This window comes from Variovorax beijingensis, assembly GCF_007828835.1.
Lineage (GTDB): Bacteria > Pseudomonadota > Gammaproteobacteria > Burkholderiales > Burkholderiaceae_C > Variovorax > Variovorax beijingensis_A.
This window is the reverse complement of the sequence record NZ_VIVL01000008.1, coordinates 172,029-192,194: the sequence shown is the minus strand read 5'-3', so window position 1 is coordinate 192,194 and position 20,166 is coordinate 172,029. Positions and strand designations below refer to the sequence as shown.

At 68.6% G+C, this 20,166-nt stretch carries 22 protein-coding genes and 1 riboswitch; of the genes, 5 read left to right on the top strand and 17 right to left on the bottom strand.

Annotation, left to right across the window (positions count from 1 at the left end; translation table 11 throughout):
* Window positions 1-2: 2 nt before the first annotated feature.
* Both FB547_RS22565 and FB547_RS22560 read right to left on the bottom strand, forming a co-directional pair.
* Window positions 3-881 (bottom strand): branched-chain amino acid ABC transporter permease, encoded by an 879-nt coding sequence (locus FB547_RS22565; RefSeq protein ID WP_145745893.1) that lies wholly within the window; start codon window positions 879-881, stop codon window positions 3-5.
* Complete coding sequence (locus FB547_RS22560) at window positions 881-1,741, bottom strand: ABC transporter ATP-binding protein (protein ID WP_145745892.1); 861 nt, start codon at window positions 1,739-1,741, stop codon at window positions 881-883. The genes FB547_RS22565 and FB547_RS22560 overlap by 1 nt, the downstream gene beginning before the upstream one ends.
* Before the next feature lie 139 nt (window positions 1,742-1,880).
* Between FB547_RS22560 and FB547_RS22555 the strand changes: the two genes are divergently transcribed.
* The 3 genes from FB547_RS22555 to arfB are packed head-to-tail and all read left to right on the top strand — an operon-like array spanning window position 1,881 to window position 4,229.
* On the top strand, window positions 1,881-2,579 hold the full coding sequence (locus FB547_RS22555; protein ID WP_225612738.1) for a TetR/AcrR family transcriptional regulator: 699 nt from the start codon (window positions 1,881-1,883) through the stop codon (window positions 2,577-2,579).
* Between the two features lie 41 nt (window positions 2,580-2,620).
* Complete coding sequence (locus tag FB547_RS22550; RefSeq protein WP_145745890.1) at window positions 2,621-3,805, top strand: acetyl-CoA C-acyltransferase family protein; 1,185 nt, start codon at window positions 2,621-2,623, stop codon at window positions 3,803-3,805.
* Between the two features lie 16 nt (window positions 3,806-3,821).
* A complete protein-coding gene (gene arfB, locus FB547_RS22545; protein WP_145745889.1) occupies window positions 3,822-4,229 on the top strand; it encodes an alternative ribosome rescue aminoacyl-tRNA hydrolase ArfB in 408 nt (135 codons plus the stop codon).
* Here arfB and FB547_RS22540 read toward each other — a convergent pair.
* The gene (locus FB547_RS22540) at window positions 4,198-4,728 is read right to left on the bottom strand and encodes a hypothetical protein (RefSeq protein ID WP_145745888.1); all 531 of its coding nucleotides are present in this window, start codon (window positions 4,726-4,728) and stop codon (window positions 4,198-4,200) included. The two genes, arfB and FB547_RS22540, sit on opposite strands and share 32 nt — an antisense overlap.
* A gap of 113 nt (window positions 4,729-4,841) precedes the next feature.
* On the opposite strand from FB547_RS22540, the gene FB547_RS22535 reads away from it, so the two are divergent.
* Entirely contained in the window at window positions 4,842-5,411 is a 570-nt protein-coding gene (locus FB547_RS22535; RefSeq protein ID WP_186454229.1) for a DUF3299 domain-containing protein, read from the top strand.
* 35 nt (window positions 5,412-5,446) lie between these two features.
* On the opposite strand, the gene FB547_RS22530 is transcribed toward FB547_RS22535, so the two are convergent.
* From FB547_RS22530 to FB547_RS22505, 6 genes are all read right to left on the bottom strand, one after another.
* The gene (locus tag FB547_RS22530) at window positions 5,447-7,192 is read right to left on the bottom strand and encodes a SulP family inorganic anion transporter (protein ID WP_145745887.1); all 1,746 of its coding nucleotides are present in this window, start codon (window positions 7,190-7,192) and stop codon (window positions 5,447-5,449) included.
* Between the two features lie 88 nt (window positions 7,193-7,280).
* Window positions 7,281-7,703 carry a DUF2501 domain-containing protein gene (locus tag FB547_RS22525; protein WP_145745886.1) on the bottom strand — a complete coding sequence of 141 codons (423 nt, stop codon included), beginning with the start codon at window positions 7,701-7,703 and terminating at the stop codon, window positions 7,281-7,283.
* Window positions 7,704-7,782: 79 nt separating this feature from the next.
* Window positions 7,783-8,994 (bottom strand): beta-ketoacyl-[acyl-carrier-protein] synthase family protein, encoded by a 1,212-nt coding sequence (locus tag FB547_RS22520; protein WP_145745885.1) that lies wholly within the window; start codon window positions 8,992-8,994, stop codon window positions 7,783-7,785.
* Window positions 8,991-9,233: an acyl carrier protein gene (locus FB547_RS22515; protein ID WP_012746984.1), complete on the bottom strand. Its 243-nt coding sequence runs from the start codon at window positions 9,231-9,233 to the stop codon at window positions 8,991-8,993. The genes FB547_RS22520 and FB547_RS22515 overlap by 4 nt, the downstream gene beginning before the upstream one ends.
* 93 nt (window positions 9,234-9,326) lie before the next feature.
* On the bottom strand, window positions 9,327-10,043 hold the full coding sequence (locus FB547_RS22510; RefSeq protein WP_145745884.1) for a phosphatase PAP2 family protein: 717 nt from the start codon (window positions 10,041-10,043) through the stop codon (window positions 9,327-9,329).
* A 75-nt stretch (window positions 10,044-10,118) separates the two neighbouring features.
* Window positions 10,119-10,961, bottom strand: coding sequence for an AraC family transcriptional regulator (locus FB547_RS22505; RefSeq protein ID WP_145745883.1), 843 nt, complete (start codon window positions 10,959-10,961; stop codon window positions 10,119-10,121).
* An 88-nt stretch (window positions 10,962-11,049) separates the two neighbouring features.
* Here FB547_RS22505 and FB547_RS22500 point away from each other — a divergent pair, with 88 nt between their 5' ends.
* Window positions 11,050-12,303: an MFS transporter gene (locus FB547_RS22500; protein ID WP_145745882.1), complete on the top strand. Its 1,254-nt coding sequence runs from the start codon at window positions 11,050-11,052 to the stop codon at window positions 12,301-12,303.
* A gap of 18 nt (window positions 12,304-12,321) precedes the next feature.
* Here FB547_RS22500 and arsC read toward each other — a convergent pair whose 3' ends face one another.
* The 8 genes from arsC to FB547_RS22460 form a co-directional block, all read right to left on the bottom strand.
* On the bottom strand, window positions 12,322-12,705 hold the full coding sequence (arsC, locus tag FB547_RS22495; RefSeq protein WP_145745881.1) for an arsenate reductase (glutaredoxin): 384 nt from the start codon (window positions 12,703-12,705) through the stop codon (window positions 12,322-12,324).
* Between the two features lie 10 nt (window positions 12,706-12,715).
* Entirely contained in the window at window positions 12,716-13,399 is a 684-nt protein-coding gene (locus FB547_RS22490) for a glutathione S-transferase family protein (protein ID WP_145745880.1), read from the bottom strand.
* Window positions 13,400-13,431: 32 nt separating this feature from the next.
* Window positions 13,432-13,944: a 6,7-dimethyl-8-ribityllumazine synthase gene (locus FB547_RS22485; RefSeq protein WP_145745879.1), complete on the bottom strand. Its 513-nt coding sequence runs from the start codon at window positions 13,942-13,944 to the stop codon at window positions 13,432-13,434.
* A gap of 97 nt (window positions 13,945-14,041) precedes the next feature.
* Window positions 14,042-14,211, bottom strand: a riboswitch (FMN riboswitch).
* 115 nt (window positions 14,212-14,326) lie between these two features.
* A complete protein-coding gene (locus FB547_RS22480) occupies window positions 14,327-15,421 on the bottom strand; it encodes a DNA glycosylase AlkZ-like family protein (protein ID WP_145745878.1) in 1,095 nt (364 codons plus the stop codon).
* A gap of 33 nt (window positions 15,422-15,454) precedes the next feature.
* Window positions 15,455-16,333, bottom strand: coding sequence for a sugar phosphate isomerase/epimerase family protein (locus tag FB547_RS22475; protein ID WP_145745877.1), 879 nt, complete (start codon window positions 16,331-16,333; stop codon window positions 15,455-15,457).
* A gap of 8 nt (window positions 16,334-16,341) precedes the next feature.
* Complete coding sequence (locus tag FB547_RS22470; RefSeq protein WP_145745876.1) at window positions 16,342-17,529, bottom strand: dihydrodipicolinate synthase family protein; 1,188 nt, start codon at window positions 17,527-17,529, stop codon at window positions 16,342-16,344.
* A 10-nt stretch (window positions 17,530-17,539) separates the two neighbouring features.
* Window positions 17,540-18,703, bottom strand: a complete 1,164-nt coding sequence (locus tag FB547_RS22465) for a Gfo/Idh/MocA family protein (RefSeq protein ID WP_145745875.1) — start codon at window positions 18,701-18,703, stop codon at window positions 17,540-17,542.
* A 31-nt stretch (window positions 18,704-18,734) separates the two neighbouring features.
* Window positions 18,735-20,165 (bottom strand): enolase C-terminal domain-like protein, encoded by a 1,431-nt coding sequence (locus tag FB547_RS22460; RefSeq protein WP_145745874.1) that lies wholly within the window; start codon window positions 20,163-20,165, stop codon window positions 18,735-18,737.
* Window position 20,166: the final 1 nt, after the last annotated feature.

The window sequence follows — 20,166 nt, the reverse complement described above, 5'->3', positions numbered from 1 at the left end:
GGCTAGAGCCTCTCGATTTCGTGTGTGCCGAAGAGGCCGTATGGCCGCACCATCAGCACGAGCACCAGCACGATGAAGGTCGCAAGCAGCTTGTACTCGCCGCCGAGATAGGCCCCCGCGAGGGCCTCGACCAGCCCGATGAAGAGGCCGCCGACCAGCGCACCCAGAACGCTGTCGAGCCCGCCGACGATCACCACCACCAGCACCGACAGCCCGAATACCCCCATCGACGACGAGATGCCGCCGATGGCGCCGACGATGACGCCGGCCACCGCCGCGATCATGGCCGAGGCCACCCACGCGAGCGAGAACACGCGCGGCACGTTGATGCCCATCGAATAGGCCGCCGCCTGGTCGGAGGCGGTGGCCCGCAGCGCCACGCCGCCACGCCAGAATCGGAACAGCAGCAGCACCATGCCGATCAGCACGACCGCAATCGACGCGCCGTAGGCGATCTTCGGCGCGAGGAATGCGTCGCCGATCATCACCGGCGCGTTCGGCAGGAATTCGGGCAGCCGGCGCTGGTCTGCGGTCCAGATGATCTCGACCAGCCCGACGAGGATCGATGCAAGGCCGACCGTCACCATGAACACCGAGATCGGCGGCTCGCCCAGCAATGGCCGGATCATCGTGCGCTCGATCACCGCGCCCAGCAGGCCGGTGCCGATCACCGAGCCCAGCGCCGCAAGCCAGATCGGCAGCGAAAAGCTCGCAGCAAAGGTGAAGAACAGGTAGGCGCCGGCCATCAGCATCTCGCCGATGGCGATGTTGACCACGCGCGTGGCCTTGTAGACCAGCACGAAGGCCAGCGCGGCCAATGCATAGATCCCGCCGCCGGCAATGCCGGTGAGCGCAATCTCGAACAGGTAGGCCCAATCCATCAGGCTGCTCCTGCCAAGGGTTCGCCGCGCAGCCGCCGCCGCAGCTCGCCGACGTCGCCCGCGCCGAGGTAGGCGCGGACCACCTCGGGGTCGGCCTGCACCTGCGCCGGCGTGCCCTGCGCGATCACCTGGCCGAAGTTGAGCACCACGACGTGGTCCGACAGCTCCATCACCATGCCCATGTCGTGCTCCACCATCAGCACCGTGATGCCCCATTCGCGCCGCACATCGAGAATGAAACGCGCCATGTCCTCGGTCTCCTCGCGGTTCATGCCGGCCACGGGTTCGTCGAGCATCAGCACCTTGGGCTGCATGGCCAGCGCGCGCGCCATTTCCACGCGCTTCTGCAGGCCGTAGGGCAGGGCGGCCACCGAGGCGTGGCGGATGTGGTCGATCTCGAGGAAATCGATGATGCGTTCTTCCACGTCGCGCCGCAGCTCGGCTTCTTCGCGGCGCGCACGGCCCAGGTAGAACAGCGCGTCGAACACATTGGTCTTCAGATGCGTGTGGCGGCCGAGCTTGATGTTGTCGAGCACCGTCATGCCGCGGAACAGCGCGATGTTCTGGAAGCTGCGCGCCAGGCCCAGCGCGGCGCGCTTCGGCGCGGGCAGGCGCGTGATGTCCTCGCCCTCGAACAGCACGCGGCCCTGCGCGGGCTTGTAGAAGCCCGAGATCGTGTTGAACAGTGATGTCTTGCCCGCACCATTGGGGCCGATCACCGCGGTGATCGAGCCGGGCGCCACGCCGAAACCCACGTTCGTCAGCGCCTTGACGCCACCGAACGCGAGCGTCAGCGCGTCGACCTGGAGCACGGATGCGGCAGGGGCGCAGAAGTCGTCCCGGTGGGGCTCGTCAGGCATGGCTAAGGAGGAGGCGCTAGCGTCAGGGTTTGTGTCCAGGACCAAAAAAGCTACTGGCCCGTAAAATTACTACTGGTGGGTAATGTCACGGTTCGCCGCAGGCCGCGGCATCAGGACTTTCCCCGCCCGCACAAACCCCATGGCCCGTCCTGCCCTCGTCGCATCCTCTCCCTCCGCGTCCCCCGCAGCGCTTTCTCCCTGGGCGCCCGCCGGCAAGCGCGCGCAGCAGCGCGAGGTCAAGCGCAACGCCGTGCTGCAGACGGCGGCCCAGCTTTTCAACGAGCGCGGCTTCCATGCCACGTCGCTCGACGACATCGCCGAGCGGCTCAACGTCAGCAAGCCCACGCTCTACTACTACGTCGAGAGCAAGGACCAGATCCTGCTGGAGTGCGTGAAGACCGCTCTCGACCTGATGCAGGCCGGCATCGGCGAGGTGCGTGCCGCGGGTGGCAGCGCCATCGACCAGCTCAAGGCCTGCATGCGCATCTATTCGGGCGTGGTCACGCAGGACTTCGGCATGTGCGTGATCCGCATTGGCGAAGACCCGCTGCCCGCTCCGCTCAAGAAGGAACTGCGTCGCCTCAAGGCCGGCATTGACGGGCAGTTTCGCCGGCTCATCGAAAACGGCGTCGCCGAAGGCTCGATCGCGCCCTGCGATCCCAAGATGGCCGCCTTCATGCTGGCCGGCGCGCTGAGCTGGATCGGCCGCTGGTACCGCCCCGATGGCGAGCTCACGCCCGACCAGATTGCCGACCAGGGCATCGATCTGCTGTTGAATGGCGTGCTGCATCGCCCCGCCGCGGCGCGCCGCAAGCCCGCGGCGGCGAAGGCCAGGTGAGCGGCCATCGAATCCATTTTTCAATCCAGGAGAACCACACCATGACAACGCGCGACATCTTCGTGGTCGGCACCGCCCGCACCGCCATCGGCACCTTCGGCGGCGCGCTGAAGGACGTGCCCAACACGCAACTGGCCACCACCGCCGTCAAGGCCGCCATCGAGCGCAGCGGCGTGGCCGCCGATGCCATCGGCCACGTGGTGATGGGCAACGTGATTCCCACCGACGTGAAGGACGCGTATCTGAGCCGCGTGGCCGCCATCGACGCGGGCTGCCCGATCGAGACGCCGGCCTTCAACGTCAACCGCCTCTGCGGTTCGGGCCTGCAGGCGATCGTGTCGGCGGCCCAGGCCATTGCGCTGGGCGACTGCGACATCGCCATCGGCGGCGGCTCGGAATCGATGAGCCGCGGGCCTTACTTCGACACCTCGGCGCGCTACGGCGCACGCATGGGCGATGCGGTGCTGGTCGACTATATGCTTGGCATCCTGCACGACCCGTGGGAGAAGATCCACATGGGCATCACGGCCGAGAACGTGGCGGCGCGCTACGGCATCACGCGCGAGCAGATGGACGAACTGGCCGTGGCCAGCCAGCAGCGTGCGGCGGCGGCCATCGCTGCCGGGCGCTTCAAGGAACAGATCGTTCCGGTCGAGGTGAAGACGCGCAAGGGCGTCGTGCTGTTCGACACCGACGAGCATGTGCGTGCCGACACCACCGCGGAGACGCTCTCGAAGATGAAACCCGCGTTCAAGAAGGACGGCCTCGTGACCGCCGGCAATGCCTCGGGCATCAACGACGGCGCGGCCGCCGTGGTGCTGGCCGAGGGCGGGCGCGCCAAGGCGCTGGGCCTGAAGCCGCTGGCGCGCCTGGTCGGCTACGCGCATGCTGGCGTGGAGCCCGCGTACATGGGCATCGGCCCGGTGCCGGCCACGCGCAAGGTGCTGGAGCGCACGGGCCTGAAGGTCGCCGACTTCGACGTGATCGAATCGAACGAAGCCTTCGCGGCGCAGGCCTGCGCGGTGATCAAGGAGCTGGGCTTCGATCCGGCCAAGGTGAACCCGAACGGTTCGGGCATTTCGCTCGGCCATCCGGTAGGCGCGACCGGCGCGATCATCACGACGAAGGCGATCGCAGAGCTGCACCGCACCGGCGGGCGCTATGCGCTGGTCACGATGTGCATCGGTGGCGGACAGGGCATTGCGGCCGTGTTCGAACGCGTTTGAAGGCACACTTGCGGACATGCTCCGCCCACCCATCCTGATCGACCCCGACGAGGTCGAGTTCAGCGCCATCCGCGCGCAGGGCGCGGGTGGCCAGAACGTCAACAAGGTGTCGAGCGCGGTGCACCTGCGCTACGACATCCACGCGAGCTCGCTGCCTGCCGACGTGAAGGAGCGGATGCTTGCCCTGCGCGACAGCCGCATCACGCAGGAAGGCGTTTTCGTTCTCAAGGCACAGCAGCACCGCACGCAGGAAATGAACCGCGCCGACGCGCTCGTGCGCCTGCAGGAGGTGGTCGACAGCGTGGCCACGCCGCCGCGCGTGCGGCGCGCCACCAAGCCTACCTACGGTTCGAAGCAGCGGCGGCTCGAAGGCAAGAGCCAGCGCTCGCAGATCAAGAACCTGCGCGGACCGGTGCGGGACTGACCGGCTTGCCGCCGCGCAGCCGCTTGATCTGCAGCGTCACGCCGACCAGGTACAGCACGCCGAGCCCCGCGGTGATCGCCTTGAGTTCGGGCGCATCGGCATTGGGCAGCAGCGGCGCGCCCAGCGGCAGGCGGGTCAGGGTTTCGGTGAAGGCCGGAATCCAGTGGAACAGGAAGCTGGCCGAGAAGGCCGCGGCTTCGACGTAGCGCGAGGCTTGGCCGAAGATGGCGCCGCGGCCGGCGGCTGCACCCACGGCCAGTGCCGCGAGCGTCAGGATCCCCAGCGCATGCGGCTTGCCGAAGCCGCCGTGCTGGAAGATGCCGAATCCGGTCAGGCAGGTCAGCACGGTGGTCCACACGAAGACCCGGCCCCAGCCGGTGCGCAGCGTGATTTCCCTGTAGCGGAACAGGGCGACCAGCCCCGCGATCACGGCGATCAGGCTGATCGCGGTGTGAACAATGCCAAGGGACGTGAGTCCCAGCCATCCTGTTGCAGCCATGCGGATCTCCTCGGAGTCGTGGTGGCGCGATTCTGGCCGGGCGCGGGCAATTTGTCCTCACCGTTAAGCCCCCGCTAAGCTGGCGGACACGGGCCGCAAGCACAATAGGCGCCATGAGAGCCTTCTTCCGCCGCACTTTGCCGGCCTTCCTGCTGGCGCTGGGCGCCGCTGCCCTGGCGGGCTGCGGGCCGGCCGCCGGCACCGGCGCGGTGCCGGCGGCTGCCGCGCAGGAACTCAAATGGGAAGAGCTCGTTCCCAAGAACTGGGACCCGACCAAGCGCTACCGCAACCTCAGCCTGGAGTCGCTGCGCGACAACGACCCGCGCGCGATCCAGATGCTCGACGAGATGCGCGCCGTCTGGGACAACGCGCCGGTCAACGTGGCGCTCGACGGCACGGCGGCGCGGCTGTCGGGCTTCGTCGTCCCGCTGGACAACACGCAGGCCGGCATCCGCGAGTTCCTGCTGGTGCCGTACTTCGGTGCCTGCATCCACACGCCGCCGCCGCCGGCCAACCAGATCGTGCACGTGGTCGCGGCCGACACCGTGAAGGGCCTGCATGCCATGGACACGGTGCGCGTGAGCGGCCTGCTGAAGGCGGCGCGCTATTCCTCCGTGGACATGGGCGTGAGCGGCTACGAGATCAAGTCGGCCTCGGTGGAGCCTTTCGTCGCGGCGCGCTGACGTGGTCTTCATGGCGCGGCCGCCGGGCCCTTCGTTCAGCGGCCGTCGTCGTCCTCCGGCACCGGCAGCGGCGGAACGTCGGCCCGCTGCTGGGTCAGCGCCGCCAGCGCCTCGCCGTCGGTGCGGTAGCTGAACAGCATCGGCCCCGGCGCGAGCAGGCCGGCGCGCTCCAGCACCTGCATGGCCGGCAGCTTCAGGCCGCTCAGGTGCAGGCGCACGCCCTTGGCCTCCATCATCCGGCGGATCGAACCGAACACTTCGGCGCCGGTGATGTCGATGCGGTTGATGGGCTGCGCAAAGAGGCACACGTCGGTGAGTTCGGGGCGCTCGGCCAGCGCGGTCGTGAGTGCGCGCTCGAGCGTGGAGGCCGAGGCGAAGTCGAGCTCGGCATCCATGCGCAGCGCATAGAGCTGCGGCGCCAGCGGCGGCAGTTTCCAGAGCTTGCGGTCGCGCAGGCTGCCGTCGGGATGCAGGCCCACCTCGATGATGCGCGGGTGCAGGTGGCGGTACATGTAGTGCGCCAGGCTCGCGAGCAGGCCGCCCAGCACGCCCCAGTAGATGCTCGGCGCCGTGGCGATGGTCAGCACGAAGGTGCCGAACGAAATGCCCGCCTCGATGCGCGACACGCGCCAGAGCGCGACGAAGCTCGCCGGCTTGACCAGCCCCAGGATGGCCGTGACCACCACCGCCGCCAGCACCGCCTGCGGTACGTGATAGAGCAGCGGCATCAGCCACAGCAGCGCACCGGCCACCACCACCACGCTGAACAGCGTGGCCCAGCCGGTCTGGGCGCCTGCATACAGCGTGATGGCCGAGCGCGAGAACGACGAACTGGTGGGAAAGGCGCCCGTGAAGCCAGAGGCCAGCTTGGCCAGGCCCTGGCCGATCAGGTCCTGGTTCTCGTTCCAGAGCGTGCCGGCGCGCGCGTTGTCGACCTTGGCGCTCGACGCGGTTTCGAGAAAGCTCACGAGCGTGATCATCAACGCAGGCAGCACCAGCGCGCTGAGCGTGTTCAGCGGCAGCAGGCCCGGCCAGTAGAAGGAAGGCAGGCCCGAAGGCAGGCTGCCCACCACGGCGCCGCCCCGCAGTGCGTAGCCGATGCTCCAGCTGATGGCCGCGGCGCCCGCCACCAGCGCCATGGTGGTCGGGAAGCGCGGCGCAAGCCGCTTGCCGAGCCACAGCACGGCGATGCTGCCGAGCCCGAAGGCAATGGCGACCAGGTCGGGCGGCGGCCCGCCCTGCAGCACCTGGGGAAGGGTGCGCCCGGTGAATCCGAGCAACGCCGGCAGCTGCGAAATGGCGATCAGCACCGCCGCGCCCTGCGTGAAGCCGATCAGCACCGGCGAGTTGACCAGCCGCAGCAGCCAGCCGAAGCGCCCGATGCCCAGCACGATCTGGATCGCGCCCGACATCAGCGTGAGCCACACCGCCATTTCCACCCATTCGGCGCTGCCGGGTACCGCCAGCGGCGCGAGCGATGCGCCCACCAGCAGGCTGGTGAGCGCCGTGGGCCCGACCGACAGCCGCTGCGACGAACTGAAGATCACCGCGATGAGCGCCGGGAACAGCGCCGCATACACGCCGGTGACCAGCGGCATGCCCGCCAGCGCGGCATAGGCCACGCCCTGGGGAAGCACCATCAGCGCGACCGTGATGCCCGCCATGGCCTCGTTGCGCAGCAGCGCCGCGGAAGGACGGGGCCAGGCCAGGCAGGGAACCCAGCGCGCGATGCGCTGGCGCAGGGAGGAAGAAGCGGAGGAGGGGGTGGCTGCCGGATTCATGGATGGTGGGTGGCTTGCTGGCGATCGTCCTGCGCCACCGCAGGCGGAAACTGGGGCGGCCGCTCGGGCCGCGCGCATGGGAGAGTGGCTAGACCAGCGAACTCGCGTTCTTGAGCACGTAGTCGCAGGCTTTTTCCTTCACCTTCGACGAGAGCATCTTGAAGTTCAGCGTCTTGCCGTCGCCGCCCTTGAGCAGCCCCTTGGCGCCGCTCGCGAAGCCGGTTTCCTGCTGCTTCTGACCGGTGATCCTGGCCAGCAGCTTGTCCTTCACCGAGGCCGCATCGCCGCCCAGGTAGTTGTTCTTGACGCAGTACTGCAGCACGCCGGCCGCATTGCCCATGGTGCTGGAGCCGATCGCGGGCATCTTGAAGCCGAGGTTCTCGCCGAGGGCAGCGCCGCCGCCCGAGGAGCTCATCTGGTCCTTGAGCTTGCCGAGCAGGTCCGACTGGGCCGAGGCTGAAACACTGGCCGCAACCAGCGCGATGGAAATCATTGCGGTGCGAAAACGCATGATGACGAACTCCCGTTTGTCGAGGTGATCGATTGATTGAAGATTCCATCGTCAGCATACCCCCGACGGAACCCCGGTTTCACGGGCGGCGGAAGAGCAGCACGGAATTCGTGCCGCCGAATGCGAAGGAGTTGCTCATGGCCGCCTCGATGTTGGGCGCGCTGGTGTCGTGCGGCGTGACGAGGTTCAGGCTGCAGGCCGGATCGACCTCGCTGCAGTTCGCATTCGGCGGCAACTGGCGGCGGTGCAGCGCCAGCACCGTGACGAGCGCCTCGATGGCACCCGCGGCGCCGAGCATGTGGCCGTGCAGCGCCTTGGTGGAGCTGACGCGCAGGTTGCCCAGGTCATTGCCCCACACATCGGCCAGCGCGTTGCGCTCGACCACGTCGCCGATGCGCGTGGCCGTGCCGTGCGCGTTGCAGTAGCCCACGTCGCGCGGCTGGAGGCCGGCCTGGCGCAGCGCCTGGCGCAGCGCGCGCGCCTGGCCGGGCGCGTCGGGCTTGGTGAGATGGGTGGCGTCGCTGCCGAGGCCCCAGCCGGCCAGCGTGGCATAGCTGCGGGCGCCGCGGCCGCGCGCGCGTTCAGCCGATTCGAGCACCAGGAAGGCCGCGCCTTCGCCCAGTGCGAAGCCGCTGCGGTCGCTCGCGAAGGGCCGTACCGCGCCGGCCGCTTCGCCGGGCTGGAAGCTGGCCAAGGTCTGCATCGCCTGCCAGGCCAGCACCACACCCGGCACGATCAGCGCTTCGCTGCCACCGGCAATGGCCATGTCGACTTCGCCGCGTTCGATGGCCTTGGCCGCTTCGGCAATCGCCACCGACGACGAGGCGCAGGCGACCGAATAGGTCAGCACCGGTCCCTGCACGCCCTGGCGCATGGCCACGTGGGCCGCGGGCGCGTTGGGCATGAAGGCCGGAATGGTGAGCGGAGACACCCGCCCGTTGCCGCGGTAGGCGGCCTCGAGTGCCGCGGCGCCGCCCATGCCGCAGCCGGCATAGATGCCGACGCGTTCGGGATCGGCGTCGTTGTTCGGTGCAAGGCCGGCATCGCGCAGCGCGAGGTCGGCGGCGGCCACCGCGAGCTGGCTTACGCGGTCGACCCCGGCGAGCTGCAGCTTGGTGAACCAGCGTGTTTCGTCGAAGGCCACCGTGGCCGCGGCGGCGGGCTTGGGCAGTTCGGGGAAGATCGGCTGGATGGCCGACTGGCCGTCGAGCAGGGCCTGGAACAGCGCGCCGGGCTCGTCGCCGTGCGGCGCCACGACGCCCAGTCCGGTGACGCAGACCTCGTGCTTCACGCTGTCTTCGCGGCCCTGACCTTGTCGACCAGCACCGCGAGTTCGTTCAGGGTGTCGATGTTGGCGTCTTCATCGGGCATGGTGATGCCGAAGTGGTCCTCGATGGCAAACAGGAACTCGGCCAATGCCAGCGAGTCGAGCCCGCCGGTTTCGCGCATCGATGCGTTGGGGTCGAGCTTGGACGGTTCGATACCGTACTTCTCGTGGATCAGGTCCTGCAATTCCTTCAGCGAACTCATCGTGCGATGCCTGTTGTCGTGTGCCAGCCGCTGATCGATCGCCGCCCTGGGGGCGCTGCGTGGGATCGACCCCTTCCTCGCTCGGCTTGTGGGTCAGTGATGGCCAATGATATCCGCTCCCACCAGGGTATTGCTTCGGCTTGCGCCCTCCGGCCGCCAGCGCAGCGAAGGAAGTGCGAAGGCCATTCCCAGCAGCGCGCCAGCCAGCGCGTCGAGCACCACGTGCTGCTTGACGGCCAATGTCGAATACGCGATGGCGGCAAACCACAGCCAGTTGGCAAGGCGCAGCAAGACCGGCGTGCGCGCCTCGCGCAGCACGTGGTCCAGCCGGATGGCCGTGAAGATGGCCACCGCCACGTGCATCGAGGGGCAGGCGTTGCCCGCGGCATCCACGCCCTGCAGCATCGCGAAGCCGGGATAGCCCGACACGTCGATGGCCAGCGGCGGTATCTGCGTCGGCCAGAAGTAGAAGAGGCCCAGGCCCGTCAGGCACAGCGCGCCGATCCACAGGCCGTAGACCACCAGCTCGCGAAAGTTCGGCTGCAGGCCGGGCGCGACGCCCACGTAGACCCACAGCGAGAGGTAGGCGCCCAGCGTGTAGGGCTGGAACGGAATCAGATGGTCCAGCGCCGTGAGCGGCATCACCACGACCGGGTAGGCCGGGTTGCGCAGCATGTGGAAGTAGCCGATGAAGAACAGCCAGGTGAAGACCGTGGTGCCGATCGCCTTGAGCCAGAAGAGGCGGCGAATGCGCGCGCCGATGTCTGCGGTCCAGGTCTGGGGGCTGTGCGTTCGCGGAAGGGGCGCCATGGGCAGGAGGTCGGGTGGTCCGTGGTTTTGTCGGCCGGCCGATCTTGCCAGAGCGCCGTGACGGCATGGCGCCATTCAGGCCAGCGCGGCGGATCGCTTCTTGTGCTGGAAGGACGTGGGCGAACGTCCGGTGGCGGCCTTGAACATGGCGCAGAACGCGCTGTCGGTGGCGTAGCCGCTGGCCGCCGCCACCTGGCTCACGGCCATGCCGCGCGCCAGCAGCGGCAGTGCATGCGCCATCACGGCCTGCTGGCGCCACTGCTGCCAGCTCATGCCGAGCTGGTCCCGGAAGAGCCGCGCCACGGTGCGCTCGCTGGCGCCGATGGCGGCGGCGCGTTCGGCCAGCGTCGCGCGGTCGGCCGGGTTGCGCAGCAGCGTTTCGCACAGCTGGCGCAGCCGCTTGTCCGACGGCAGCGGCACGTCGATGCGGATCTGCGTGGCGCGTTCGAGCTCGTCCACCAGCAACGGGGCGATCATGCGTTCGCGCTGCGGCGCGTGCGGGTCGGCCGGCGGCAAGCCGTCGGGCGTGGTGTCGAGCGCGAGCATCAGCGCGCGCAGCAGCGGGCTGATCTCGAGCACCTCGCATTTTTCCCAGGGTGGGCCGAGCCAGGCATGCAGGTACACGGTGCGCAGCTCGGCGTCCTCGATCAGCATGATGCTGTGCGGCATGTTGGCCGGCACCCAGACCGCGCGCGAGGGCGGCACGATGTAACTGCCGTCCTGCGTGCTGAGCCGGATCACGCCGCGGGTCGAGAAAGTGAGCTGCGGCCAGGGGTGCTGGTGCAGCTCGACGAAGGTGTCCGCGCTCAGGAAGTGTTCCTTGGCGCGCAGCGGCCTGACCGCGTCGGGTGCGTAGAGATGCGGCGTGAGCGACGCGACGCTGGTGACCGGGGAAGGGGGTGAAACGGCGCTTGGCATGGTTTCGACAAATGTTGTCGCTGTATCGCCATTCTGCCGCGGCCAGCGGGCATAGCATCGGTGCCTGCGCGGTTTTTTGTAGCAATCCATGTCTTCCTCTCCCTCCCCGACAGCCTCTTCTTCCACCAGCTTGCGCGGCGACGCCCAGCTCATCGGCCTGGTCGGCCTGGCCCATGCCATCAGCCATTTCAGCCAGCTGATTCTGGCGCCACTGTTTCCCTGGCTCAAGGACGCGTTCAACGTGAGCTACACCGAGCTGGGCGCGGTGCTGACGGTGTTCTTCGTGGTCTCGTGCATCGTGCAGGCGGCCTCGGGCTTCATCGTCGACAAGCTGGGGCCGCGGCCGGTGCTGTTCGTCGGGCTGGGCGCGCTGGGCCTGGCGGCCTTCGGCTATGCGCTGGCCCAGAGCTACTGGATGCTGCTGCTGTGCGCCATCGTGGGCGGCATCGGCAATGGCGTGTTCCACCCGGTCGACTACACGCTCTTCAACCGCAAGGTGGCACCGACGCGCCTGGGCCACGCCTACAGCGTGCACGGCATCACCGGCAGCCTGGGCTGGGCGCTGGCGCCGGCCTTCGTGGTGCCGATCGCCATTGCCTTCTCATGGCGCGTGGCGCTGGCCTCGGCCGGTGCGCTGGCCATCGTGGTGCTGCTGGTGCTCTGGGCCTACCGCAGCGTGCTGGCGCTGGACGTGAAGGCGGTGCACAAGGCCACCGGGCACGGCGAACCGGCGCCCATCGGCGGCGAGTTCGACTTTTTGCGCATTCCGGCCGTGTGGATGTGCTTCGGCTTCTTTTTCTTCTACGCCGTCGTGATCAGTGTGGTGCAGACCTTCGCGCCGGCTGCGGCAGGCCACCTGCATGCGGTGCCGGTGGCGCTGGTGGCGGTGTGCCTCACGGTCTACATGGTGGCGAGCGCGGCCGGCATGGTGGCGGGCGGCTTCCTGGCCTCGGACCCGTCGCGCTGCGAACGCATCGTGGGCATCGGCTTCGGGGTGGCGGCCGCACTGGCGCTGGTGCTGGCCTTTGCGCAGTTTCCGCCGGTGATGGTGCCGGTGCTGTTCGGTGCCATGGGATTCGTGTCGGGTGTCGCGGGGCCCTCGCGCGACCTGCTGGTCAAGCGCTCGACGCCGCCCAACGCCACCGGCCGCGTCTACGGCGTGGTGTATGCGGGCCTGGACATCGGCCAGGCGCTGGCGCCGCTGGTGTTCGGCCGCCTGATGGACCATGGGCAGTACACGAGCGTGATCGCCGGTCTTGCGCTGGTGCAAGGCGTGCTGATTGCCAGCGCCTTCAACGTGACGCGGGTGCGCCGCACGGCGCTGATGCCGGCCTCGGCCTGATCTCCCGCGGATTTCGTCTCAAGCCGCGGGCAGGATCTCGCGCACCCGCTCCCAGGGCCGGCACATCAGCGTGCCGCGCGGCGAGACGACGATGGGCCGCTGCAGCAGGATCGGGTTCGCGATGATGAAGTCGAACAGCTGGTCGTCGCTCCACTTCGGATCGGCCAGCCCCAGCGCTTCGTAGGGCGCTTCCTTCGTGCGCAGCAGGTCGCGCGCGCCCAGGCCCATGGCCTTGGCCAGCTCGCGCAGCTTCTTCTTCGAAGGCGGCGTTTCCAGGTACAGGACGATCTCGGGTTCGACGCCGCTCTCGCGGATCAGGCCCAGCACGTTGCGCGAAGTGCTGCAGTTGGGCTTGTGGAAAATGGTCATCGGGTAATCGGTGGTCGGGGTGCGTGCGGCCATGGTGTCGTCGTCAATCCTTTTGTGTTTCCTGGTCCATCGAGAACGGAAAGCGCGCCGCCCAGAAATCGGCCAGGCGCGGATCGGCATCCACGCGCCGCACCACCTGCGCCATGCGCGGCGCCACGCGGTAGAAGCGCCTGCGCCGCGGCGTCCAGCGCGACAGCACGGTCACGTAGAGGTCGAGCATGCTGATCTTCTCGCCGAGCAGGTAGGGCGCGGGCTCGTCGATCTGCGTGTCCATCAGGTGCCAGCAGTGCGCGATGCGCTCGGCCGTGCGTTCGAGCATCACGGCCTGCGCGGCCGGGTCGGGCGTGAGGCGCGTGGGTTCGTCGCGCACCCAGAACAGCGAGTAGATGGCCGCCGGCAGGTAGACCATCCATCGCAGGTAGCGCGCACGCAGCGGATCGCCGGGCGCGGGGCAGAGCCCGGCCTCCGGATAGCGGTCGCCAAGCCAGATCAGCATGGCGGCGCTCTCGGTCATCACCTCGCCCGACGGCAGCACGAGCGCGGGCACCTGCTGCATCGGGTTGATGCCCGACATGCGCTCGCGCTCGGAGTCGTTCTCCCAGGGTGAGACATCGACGGTGTCGACCTGCGCGCCGATCAGCGTCAGCGCGGCATGGACCGGCGTGGCGCCCGAGCCGGGCGCGCCGTAGAGGGTGTAGCGGTCGTTCGAAGCGGATGAAGAAGCCATCCGCCCAGATTACTTCAGCTGCGTGCCGGTTGTCACGCGGCCAGCACGGCGTCGACCTTCTTCAGGCCCTCGAGCGTCTTCACGCAGGCCTCGGCCACCTCGGTGCCCTTGACGGCGAAGTGGCGGTGGAAGTACTTGCGGTGCTCCACATGCTCGTGGAAGTGGTGCGGCGTGAGCACGGCCGAGAAGATCGGCACGTCGGTCTCGAGCTGCAGCGACATCAGCGTGCTGACCACCGTGCCGGCCACGAACTCGTGGCGGTAGATGCCGCCGTCGACCACCAGCGCGCAGCCCACGATGGCCGCGTACTTGCCCGAGTTGGCGAGCCGCTTGGCATGCAGCGGAATCTCGAAGGCGCCGGGCACGTCGAAGACGTCGATCAGCTCGCGCGCCACGCCGAGCCGCTCCATCTCGGCAAGGAAGGCGTCGCGCGCCTGGTGGACGATGTCGGAATGCCATTGCGCCTCGACAAAGGCAATGCGCTCGCCGCGCGGCCTGGCCGTCGCGTCGACGGCGGAAAGGGGAAGGTCGTTGATCTGACTCATGGTGTGCCTCTTGAAAGCAGGTTTCCTGAATCAGGGCGCACGAAACCGCGGGGCAGACCGCGCGCTCCAATGCGAAGCGCGCGGGCCGGCCCGCATTTCGCGCTCTCTTTCATCCGGACTGTGACCGTCGGCTTCGGAATCGCACCGAAATCTGCTGACCCCGCCGCCTGTTGCTGGCCTTGGGCGCTCGCGGGCTCGTGCGGCCCTTCTCTCGAAGAAACCGCCATGACCGCCGGTGGGGAGTTTCGCCCCGCCCTGAGAACGCTTGCCGTCCGGCATGCCGGACGACGGTGCGATTCTAGGAGCGGTCGGCCGCCCGGGTTGTCGCCCGTGCGCCAGACCTTCGGCGGCGCGGGGATTTTCTCTGCACGCGCGGTACGGCTCAGCGCTTCGCGAGGAATTGCGTCATGCGGTGCAGCTCGTCGTCGAGCGCCGCGCGGAACAGTGCATCGCGCGGTCTGCGGTCGGCGTAGCCGAAGGCGGGCTGCAGCCGGCCTTCGGGCGCCGTGACGTTGGCCCAGCCGATCACGCGCTCGTGCCAGAGCATCGGCAGCGCGTAGTAGCCGAACTGCCGCTTCGGCGCCGGCATGTAGGCTTCGAACTTGTACGTCCAGCCCCACAGCAGCTCGAAGCGGCGGCGGTCCCACACCACGGGATCGAAGGGTGCGAGCAGGCGCACTTCCTCGTCGGGCGCATGGCGCCGCGAAGCCGGGTTTTCATCGACGGGCCAGTACCAGGTGGTGCCATCGATGCGGCAGCTCGCGAGCCGTTCGTCGCGCGCCAGGCGCAGCGCGGCCTGCGTCTGGGCCGACAGATGCGGCGCGCCGTAGCCGAGCAGCCGCACGAGGTACGTGAGGCTCGCGGCCGGAAGCGGCGCGTATTTGCGCACCACCAGGTCGATCAGCGCGGCGGCGCGTTGTGCGCGGCCGGCGGGGCTGTCGTCGGCCGGCACATGCGTCACGGCCTCGTAGACGCGCGTGCCGCTGTCGCGCCGCACCACGCGCAGCATGCCGCGGTAGTGCAGGCCGTCGAGCAGGCGCGTCGTCGCATTGCTCGAGCCGCCCCAGTAGTTCTTGACGCTGCCATGCGCAAAGTGCTGTTCGACTTCGCGCGGATGCACCGGCCCGTGCTCGCGCACGAAGGCCAGCACGTCGGCGGCCTTGCGCTGCGTATCGGCATCCCAGGCGCGCCGGGCTTCGCGCGGATGCATCAGCGCCAGGTGCTCGCGCGGCAAAAAGCCGTAGTTGACGAGGCAGTCTTCCTCGATGGCCAGGCGGATGTAGCGGCTCTCAAGATCGCCGGCGCGGTAGTCCTTCACGCGGTGGCGCAAGGTCAGGTCCTGCGCGCGCGCCGGTGCGCGGATCGGGTCGGCCTGGACGAAGCCGAGTCGCCGGATCGCGCCCGGCAGCGTCGTCGGCTTGAAGAGGGTGCGCGCTATGGCGTAGCGGCGCAGGTCGTCGAGGGTCGGGGTGGCCATGGGCGAATTGCAGCACAACCCCGAATGTCTTCGCTAGACAGCTTGCTTGTGCCGTTCAATACACGCGTCGAGCGTTTCGCTGCCAGGCCGCTGCCACCAGTCGAGGTTCGAGAAGATCTCGACTTCGCTGAACCCCGCGAAGCCCGCGTCCTCGACCCAGCCGCGGATCTTCTTCAGTTCGACCACGCCGTCGCCCATCATCCCGCGGTCGGAGAGCAGGTCGCGCGTGGGCGTGAGCCAGTCGCAGACGTGATACGCCAGCAGCCGCTCGCGGCCGGCGCGGGCGATCTGCTGCTGCAGTTTCGGATCCCACCAGACGTGATAGATGTCCAGCGCCACGCCCAGCATGCCGCTCCTGCCCGCGTCGAGTTCGTCGCAGATGTCCAGCGCATGTTCGAGCGTGTTGATGCAGGCGCGGTCGGCCGCCTGCATGGGGTGCAAGGGCTCGATGGCCAGCGGCATGCCGACTTCGCGCGCGTATTCGAGCGATGCGGCGATGCCGTCGCGCACCTCGCCGCGGGCGCGGGCAATGTCCTTGTAGGCGGCCTTGCCCTCGAGCGCGCCGGGCAGGGCACCGACCACCAGCACGAGGCAGGGCGCATCGAGCGTCCTGGCCTCGTCGATGGCGCGGCGGTTGTCGTCGAGCGCGGCCTGGAGGCCCGCTGCATCGGCCGCCGGAAAGAAGCCGCCGCGGCAGTAGCCCGAGAGGCCGATGCCGTGCGCCTTCAGCTGCTTCGCGACCTTGTCGAGCCCGACCGCCGCCACCTGGTCGCGCCAGGGGCTGATCGCGCGGATGCCGCGTTCGGCGCACTGGTCGATGATGCGGTCCAGCGGCACCTCGGCACCCAGCTGCTTGCGCACGGTGGCGGTGTTGATCGACAGCCAGTCGTGGTTCTGTGAGAAGTCGCGCATGGCTTCGATCAACTCTCCACGCCGTGCAGCGCCAGCAGCGTCTTCATGCGCCGCACAGCGAGCTCCGGCTGCTCCAGCAGGTTGGCCGCATCGGCCAGCCGGAACAGCTCGGCAAAGTGCTGCAGCGAGCGCGTGCTCTGCTGGCCGCCCACCATCGTGAAGTGCTTCTGGTGGCCGTTGAGCCAGGCCATGAACACCACGCCCGTCTTGTAGAAGCGCGTGGGCGCCGCAAAGATGTGGCGCGACAGCGGCACCGTGGGGCCGAGGATCGCGTGGTACTTCTCGGTGTTGCCTTGCGCCAGTGCGCCCAGGGCAGCGCTCGCTGCGGGAGCAATGGCGTCGAAGATGCCGAGCAGCGCATCGCTCTTTCCGTGCGTGGGCTCGCTGCCGAAGCCGTCGCCGGCAATCAGCTCGGCGTAATTGAAGTCGTCGCCGGTGTACATGCGCACGCCCTTTGGCAGGCGGCGGCGCATCGCGATTTCCTTGTCCTTGTCGAGCAGCGAGATCTTGATGCCGTCGACCTTGTCGGGATGCGCCGCAATGATGCCGATCGCGGTGTCCATCGCGGCGTCGACGTCCTTCGTGCCCCAGTAGCCCGCCAGTGCCGGGTCGAACATGTCGCCCAGCCAGTGCAGCACCACCGGCTGCTTCGCCTGCGACAGGATGCGGCCGTACACGCACTCGTAGTCGGCGGGGCTCTGCGCCACGCGCGCCAGCGCACGGCTCGCCATCACGATCAGTTGGCCGCCCAGCGCTTCGATGGCCGCCATCTGCTCTTCGTAGCCGCGGATCACGTCGTCGACGCTCTTCACGTCGTCGAGGTTCAGGTGGTCGGTGCCGCAGCCCGAGGCGACCCGCGCGCCCGGCACGTCCCTGGCCGCGTCGAGCGAGCGGCGGATCAGCTCGAGCGAGGTCGGCCAGTCCAGGCCCATGCCGCGCTGCGCCGTGTCCATGGCTTCGGCCACGCCCAGGCCCAGCGAGAACAGGTGGCGGCGGTAGGCGATGGTCGCGTCCCAGTCGACCGCGCTTTGCAGCCATGGGTCGATCGCGGCCAGCGGGTCGGCCACCACGTGCGCGGCCGAATAGGCGATGCGGTTGAACTTGACGCCCGCATCGGGCTTCACCGGCGCGGTGCCGCGCAGGGCGTAGGGCGCGAGCGAGCCGCTCGCGGTGGGGAGGTTCAGGGTGAGTGCCATGCCCGCCGCCTCAGATCTTCAGCTGCGGCACGTCGATCCAGCGCCGGTCCTTCCACGACGCGAGCGCGGCCTCGACCAGCTGCACGCCCTTGGCGCCTTCGGGCAGCGTCCACTTGTAGGGCTCGTTCTCGACCACATGGCGAATGAAGTGCTCCCACTGGATCTTGAAGCCGTTGTCGTAGACCTGCGAATCCGGAATCTCCTGCCACTGGTCGAAGAAATTCATCATCTGCTTCTCGTCGGGGTTCCACACCGGGCGCGGCGTGGCCACGCGCGACTGGGCGCGGCAACTCGACAGGCCCGCCACGGCCGAGCCGTCGGTGCCGTCGACGTGGAAGGTCACGAGGTCGTCGCGGCGCACGCGCGTGGCCCAGCTCATGTTGATCTGCGCGATGACGGGCTCGCCGTTGTGGCCGGTGAGCTCGCAGGTGGCGTAGGCCGCGTCGTCGGCGGTGGCTTCATAGGGCTTGCCGGCTTCGTCCCAGCGCTTGGGGATGTGGGTGGCGCCAATGCACGAGACCGACTTCACCTCGCCGAACAGGTTGTCCAGCACGTAGCGCCAGTGGCACATCATGTCCAGGATCATGCCGCCGCCGTCTTCCTTGCGGTAGTTCCAGCTCGGGCGCTGGATGGGCTGCAGGTCGCCCTCGAACACCCAGTAGCCGAACTCCAGGCGCACACTGAGCATGCGTCCGAAGAAGCCGGCGCGGCGCAGCATGTCGAGCTTGCGCAGGCCCGGAAGGAAGAGCTTGTCCTGCACGGCGCCGTGCTTCAGGCCCGAACCTTCGGCCAGGCGCGCGATCTCGACAGCCTCGTTGAGGTTGGTGGCGATCGGCTTCTCGCAATACACGTGCTTGCCGGCGCGGATGGCCTTGGCCAGCAGCGTGGGGCGCATCTGCGTGGTGCCGGCGTCGAAGAAGATCGTGTCGTCCTTGTTGGCGAGCGCCGCGTCGAGGTCGGTGCCCCAGCGCGCGATGCCGTGCTTCGCTGCGAGTGCTTCCATCTTCTCGGCGTTGCGGCCGATGAGGATCGGGTCGGGCATCACCTTGTCGCCGTTGGACAGCGTGACGCCGCCTTGCGCGCGGATCGCGCAGATGGAGCGGATCAGGTGCTGGTTCATGCCCATGCGGCCGGTGACGCCGTGCATGATGATTCCGAGTCGTTGGGTGGCCATCGTTTTCTTCCTTGGGTGCGAGAGGGGTGCTTCAGTAGACGGAACGCATGGCGTCCCACGAGATGCCGGCGCCGGGCTTGCCGGTGGCAAAGCCGGGCGCGGTGGCGAGCGGCGACAGGTCGAGCTGTCCGCCGCGGATGGCGAGGCGCACGGCGCCGTCGCTCGGTTCGAAGAGGCCGGGATGCAGCTTCAGCAAGGCCTGCTGCTCCGCCTCGGGCACGGCCGCAAGGCCGTTGACGTAATGGTGTCCGTTGCGCTCGACATGCGAGAGGCCGAGCCAGCCGACCAGCGCGAGGTCCTGCTGCACGCCGATGCCGGCCTGCATGGTCAGGTCTTCGCCGGACAGGAAATAGCGGCTCGCCTTCTCCAGGGCGTTCCAGTGCGCGCAGCGTGCCGCATTGACGACCGACTTGTAGAAGCCCTTGCAGCTCTTGCTCGACACGCCGGTGTAGCCCAGCGCACGGGCCTGCACGAAGGCATCGAGCGTGGCGTCGGATTCGTCGATGAGCAGGGGGATGCGCTTGCCCAGCGCTGCCACGTCGCGTTGCAGGGCGGCATCGCGGCGGATCGGCTGTTCGACGAAGGCGGTCTTCTGCGCGAACTTCCACAGCACGGGCGTCGACAGCATGCGGTCGAGGAAGACGGCGAAGTCGCCGGCGTCGGCGTACTGCTCGTTGCCGTCGAGCGTCACGAGCTGCGCGTGGCCGTCGATCACGCGGGCGATGCGTTCCAGGCGCGCGATGTCCTGCGCCGTGCGGCCGCAGAGCTTGAGCTTGAAATGCGTGAGGCCGTAGCGTTGCACCGCCGCGGCAAGCGTGGTGGGCAGGCCGTCGGTGGGTGCATCGGGCAGTGCGTCGCTGTCGTCGATGGCATCGGCCAGGCCGACCGTGTGGCGCGCCGCGATGCTGGCGCGCGGCGATCGGCTGGCCAGGAAGCCAGGCATGTCGAAACCGGCGAGGTCCTCGGCCAGTCCGCTGCCGGCGATGTCGATGCCGCACAGGTTGGCGCTCATCGCCGCGGCAAAGCTCTGGCCCGTGTGCAGGCACAGCGCATCCATCAGCGCGCGGTCGATCAGCGCGGGGCCGTAGCCCGCCACCAGCGCCTGCAGGCCCTTGGCCTTCGCGCGGGCCTGCAGCGCGGCGTAGTTCGACGCGAAATGCGTCCAGGCGGTCTGCGCTTCGTCCTCGGCCAGATAGGCTTCGCGCGCATCGCGCAGCGCAAACCGAAGCTGCTCGAAGTTCTGCTCGTTGGTCAGCGCGGGGTTCTTGTCGAACCACTTCGGCACCATCATCTCGGCCGCAGAGCCTTCGGCCGTGCGGCCGTTCTCGAAGCGGATGCGCGCCCGCACGTACACCTGGGGGCAGGCCGTGACGGTGGCGGCGCCAAAGCGGAACGGCAGCCTGAGCGCGACATCGCGCTCGGCAAACCGGATCTCCTCGACGTGGAAACGGGGCGCGTCCATG